This window comes from Pseudomonas cichorii, from assembly GCF_019719005.1.
GTDB classification, from domain to species: domain Bacteria; phylum Pseudomonadota; class Gammaproteobacteria; order Pseudomonadales; family Pseudomonadaceae; genus Aquipseudomonas; species Aquipseudomonas cichorii_E.
In genome coordinates this window covers 1-5,201 of record NZ_JAIGPJ010000070.1, presented here as the reverse complement: position 1 = coordinate 5,201, position 5,201 = coordinate 1, and the positions used below count along the sequence as shown (strand labels likewise).

Annotated in this window: 1 protein-coding gene; it reads left to right on the top strand. The window is 60.0% G+C overall.

Annotation, left to right across the window (positions count from 1 at the left end; genetic code table 11):
• Positions 1–5,201, top strand: a 5,201-nt coding sequence (locus K5D32_RS25520; RefSeq protein WP_221602290.1) for a non-ribosomal peptide synthetase, incomplete at both ends; no start/stop codon positions are given.

Genomic DNA, 5,201 nt, shown 5'->3' with positions numbered 1-5,201 from the left:
GCCGTCAAGCTGATCGAGAAGATGCGTCAGCAAGGCCTGAGTGCCGATGTGCGCGTGCTGTTCAGTCAGCCGACACTGATGGCTCTGGCGGCTGCGGTAGGCAGTGGTACGGAAATCCGTGTCCCGGCCAATCTGATCGAATCGGGCTGCACGCATATCACGCCTGACATGCTGCCACTGGCAACCATCAGCGAAGAGCAACTTGAACAGGTCATCGCTTCCATCCCCGGCGGTGCAGTCAATATCCAGGATATCTACCCGCTGGCCCCGTTGCAGGAAGGGATTCTGTATCACTACCTGGTTACCGAGGATGATGATCCCTATGCCGTGCAGACGCTTTTCGGCTTTGCCAGCGAGGAGCGACTGAATGCGTTCTCTGACGCGCTGCAAAGCGTTATCGAGCGTCACGACATCCTGCGCACGTCGTTCTTCTGGGAAGGACTGGATGAACCGGTGCAGGTGGTCTGGCATCAGGCCCGCCTGGAAGTCGAAGCTCTTGAACTGGACCCGAAGCAGGGCGATATCGGTGCGCAACTGGAGGCGCGTTTCGATGCCCGCCAATACCGGATGGATATCCGTCAGGCTCCGCTGCTGCGGATTGTCTATGCCCATGACCCGGTCAATCAGCGTTGGGTCGGGCTGTTACTTTCTCATCACCTGATCCTGGACAACACCGCATTGGCCGTTGTGACCCAGGAGATGGAAGCCTGTCTGCTGAATACCACACAGCACCTCAATGAATCGGTGCCATATCGCAACTATGTGGCTCAGTCTCGCCTGGGCGTCGATCAGGCAGCCCATGAAGCGTTCTTCCGGAGCGTGCTGGGCGATCTCGACGAGCCGACTCTGCCGTTCGGTCTGCATGAAGTTCAGGGCGACGGTTACAGCGTCGAAGAGCATCACCTGGCGCTGGACCGTGACCTGAGCCTGCGCCTGCGAGCGCAGGCCCGCCAGCTCGGGGTCAGCGTGGCGTCTCTGCATCACCTGGCCTGGGCGCAGGTGCTCAGCGCAGCCAGCGGTCGCGATGACGTGGTGTTCGGCACCGTCTTGATGGGCCGCCTCAGTGGTGGCGAAGGGGCCGACCGTGCCTTGGGCATGTTCATCAACACCTTGCCGCTGCGCCTGCAACTCAATGCCCTTGAAGCGCGCACCGGCGTTCGTGAAACCCATGCCCGCCTGAGCGCCTTGCTGGCTCACGAACATGCGCCGTTGGCCCTGGCTCAACGCTGCAGCGCAGTGCCAGCCTCGACGCCACTGTTCAGCGCCTTGCTCAACTATCGCTACAGCGCCGCGCCGGATGAGCACAGTCCTTCGCCTGCGTGGGAAGGTATTGAACCCCTGAAAGGTAGCGAGCGTACGAACTATCCGCTCACTCTATCGGTGAATGATCAGGGCGAAGGTTTCGAACTGACCGTGCTGGTGCAGGAAGGTATCGGGGCTGCGCGTGTGGCGGCTTACATGAGTGCCGCCTTGGCCGGATTGGTAGCGGCGCTGGAAAACACACCTGCTGCTCCGCTTCATGACATCAGCGTGTTGCCTGGCGAAGAACTCACGCAATTGCTGCATGGCTATAACGATACCGTTGCCGATTATCCGCTTGAGCAGACCGTTCATGGTTTGTTCGAGGCTCAGGTCGAGCGCACGCCGGATGCAGTGGCGCTGGTGTCTGGCGACGAGCGTTTGAGTTATGCCGAGCTGAATCAGCGGGCCAACCGTCTGGCGCATCATCTGCGCAGTCAGGGTGTGGTGCCGGATGCTCGCGTGGCCATCTGTGTCGAGCGTGGGACCGATATGGTGGTTGGCTTGCTGGCCATTCTGAAGGCGGGCGGCGGTTATGTGCCGCTGGACCCGGCGTATCCGGCGGAGCGTATTGCCTACATGCTGGAAGACAGTGCCCCGGCAGCGGTGCTGGCGCAATCGGCCACTCTGGAGCTGGTGTCGGCTGCGGGTGTGCCGGTTATCAATCTCGATCAGCCCGACTGGCAGGACAAATCCGTCTCCAATCCGCTGATTGAAGGTCTGACGCCTGCTCATCTGGCGTATGTGATTTACACCTCGGGTTCGACCGGTTTACCTAAAGGCGTGATGATCGAGCATCGCAATACGGTCAACTTCCTGACCTGGGCGCAGCAGGCGTTTGAGCCTGAAGTGCTGGCGAAAACCCTGTTTTCCACCTCGTTGAACTTCGACCTGGCGGTCTATGAGTGCTTTGCGCCGCTGATCTCGGGCGGCCGTATCGAAGTGGTCAAGAATGTGCTGGCTCTGCAAGAAGGTCAGCATGATGTGACACTGATCAACACCGTGCCTTCAGCCTTGAAAGCACTGCTGGAATCCCGTGGTCTGGGGCAGGGCGTGCATACCGTCAACGTGGCGGGTGAAGCGCTGAAAGGCTCACTGGTGGAAAGCCTGTTTGAGCAAACAAACGTCAAACGACTCTGCAACCTCTATGGTCCTTCGGAAACCACCACCTATTCCAGCTGGGTTTCGATGGATCGTGAAGACGGTTTTGCCGCCCATATCGGCAAGCCGGTGGCCAATACCCAGTTCTACCTGCTGGATGAGCATCGTCAGCCTGTACCGTTTGGCGTTCCGGGCGAAATCTATATCGGTGGCGCGGGCGTGGCACGCGGTTACCTGAATCGCGATGACCTGACCGCCGAGCGCTTCCTTGAAGACCCGTTCAATGTCGGAGCCCGTATGTACCGCACCGGTGACCTGGGTCGCTGGTTGGCGGACGGTAATATCGAATACCTGGGCCGTAACGACGATCAGGTGAAGATCCGCGGTTTCCGTATCGAACTGGGTGAGATCGAAACCAAGCTGGCCCGCCATGAAAGCGTGAAAGAAGCGGTGGTCATGGCCCGTGAAGACGTGCCGGGCGATAAACGCTTGGTGGCGTATTTCACCTCGACGGGTGCTGAGGTCGAGCTGGAAACTCTTAAAGCGCATCTGCAAGGTCAACTGCCGGAATATATGGTCCCTGCGGCCTATGTGCATCTGGACAAACTTCCACTGACGCCGAACGGCAAACTGGACCGTAAGGCCCTGCCAGCGCCGGATCTGCAAGCCCTGATCAGTCGTGGCTACGAAGCGCCACAAGGTAAAACCGAAACCACCCTGGCGCATATCTGGGCGGAAGTGCTGCAGGTCGAGCGCGTAGGCCGTCACGATCACTTCTTTGAGCTGGGCGGCCACTCGCTGCTGGCCGTCAAGCTGATCGAGAAAATGCGTCAGCAAGGCCTGAGCGCCGATGTGCGCGTGCTGTTCAGTCAGCCGACACTGATGGCACTGGCTGCTGCGGTGGGCAATGGCACGGAAGTCCGTGTTCCGGCCAACCTGATCGAGCCGGGCTGCACCCGTATCACCCCTGACATGCTGCCGCTGGTATCCATCAGCGAAGAACAGCTTGAGCAGGTCATTGCCTCCATTCCGGGCGGCGCAGCCAATATCCAGGATATCTACCCGTTGGCGCCGTTGCAGGAAGGGATTCTCTATCACCACCTGTCTGCCGAGCAGGGCGATCCCTATGTGTTGCAAGCGGTATTCGGTTTTGCCAATCAAGAGCGACTGCATGCCTTCACCGGCGCTTTGCAATCTGTCATTGAACGCCACGATATCCTGCGCACTTCGCTGTACTGGGAAGGTCTGGACGAGCCGCTCCAAGTGGTCTGGCGTGAGGTGCAACTGGGCGTTGAAGAGGTCGAGGTGGATATTGCCCTGGATGTCGTCAGCCAGTTGCAGCAACGCTTCGATACCCGTCAGCACCGCATGGACATTCGTCAGGCCCCGTTGATGCGGATTGCCTATGCCCATGATCCGGCCAATCAGCGCTGGGTCGCTTTCCTGCTGTTCCATCACCTGGTCATGGACCACACCGCACTGGAAGTGGTCAGCCACGAGATGGAGTCGTGGCTGCTGGGCGATACGCAGCCTCTGAACGAGCCGGTGCCGTATCGCAATTACGTGGCTCAGGCCCGTCTGGGCACCGATCGCGAAGCGCAGGAAGTCTTCTTCCGTGACATGCTGGGGGATCTGGACGAACCGACCTTGCCGTTCGGTCTGCATGAAGTGCAGGGTGATGGTTATGCCGTCGAGGAGCATCGTGAAGCGCTGGACCGTGACCTGAGCCTGCGACTGCGGGCACAGGCCCGGCAGCTCGGGGTCAGCGTGGCGTCTCTGCATCACCTGGCCTGGGCGCAGGTGCTCAGTGCAGCCAGCGGTCGCGATGATGTGGTGTTCGGCACCGTACTGATGGGCCGCCTGAGTGGCGGTGAGGGGGCCGACCGTGCCCTGGGGATGTTCATCAATACCTTGCCGTTGCGCTTGCAACCGGGTGCTCACAAGGCTCAAACAGTCATTCGTGAAACCCATGCCCGCCTGAGCGCCTTGCTGGCCCATGAACATGCGCCTTTGTCGCTGGCTCAGCGTTGCAGTGGTGTGCCGGCTTCGACGCCACTGTTCAGCGCCTTGCTCAACTACCGCTACAGCGCTGCGCCGGGTGAGCACAGCCTGTCGCCAGCCTGGGAAGGCATCGAAGCCCTGCAAGGTGAAGAACGCACCAACTACCCACTGACTCTGTCTGTGGATGATCAGGGCGAAGGCTTTGAACTGACCGTGCTGATGCAGGAGGGTGTCGGGGCTGCGCGGGTAGTGGCTTATATGAGCACTGCACTGTCCCGTCTGGTAGAGGCGCTGGAGCAGTCTTCACACGCTGCGTTCAGCAGTGTGTCGGTACTGCCGGAAGATGAGCGGGAGCAATTGCTGCACCGCTTCAACGACAGCGGCACAGACTATCCTCGTGACAGCGCCGTTCATGTCCTGTTTGAACAACAGGTCACCGAGCGTCCTGAAGCGCTGGCCGTTGTTCATGGCGAGCAGTCGCTGACTTATGCCGAACTCAACAGCCAGGCCAATCGACTGGCTCATCATCTGATCAGCCAGGGTGTGATTGCTGGCGATGCCGTAGCCATTCTGCTGCCTCGTTCGCTGGACCTGCTGGTGGCGCAACTGGCCGTCAGCAAGTGCGCAGCGGTGTATGTGCCGCTGGACGTCAATGCACCCCAGGAACGTCAGGCATTCATGGTGCAGGACAGCGGCGCTCGCCAGATTCTGACCCATGGTGATCTGGATGTGCCTCAAGGCGTTGCGCGAATTGATCTGGACCGCCTCGACCTTGGCCAGCAGCACGGCGACAACCCGGA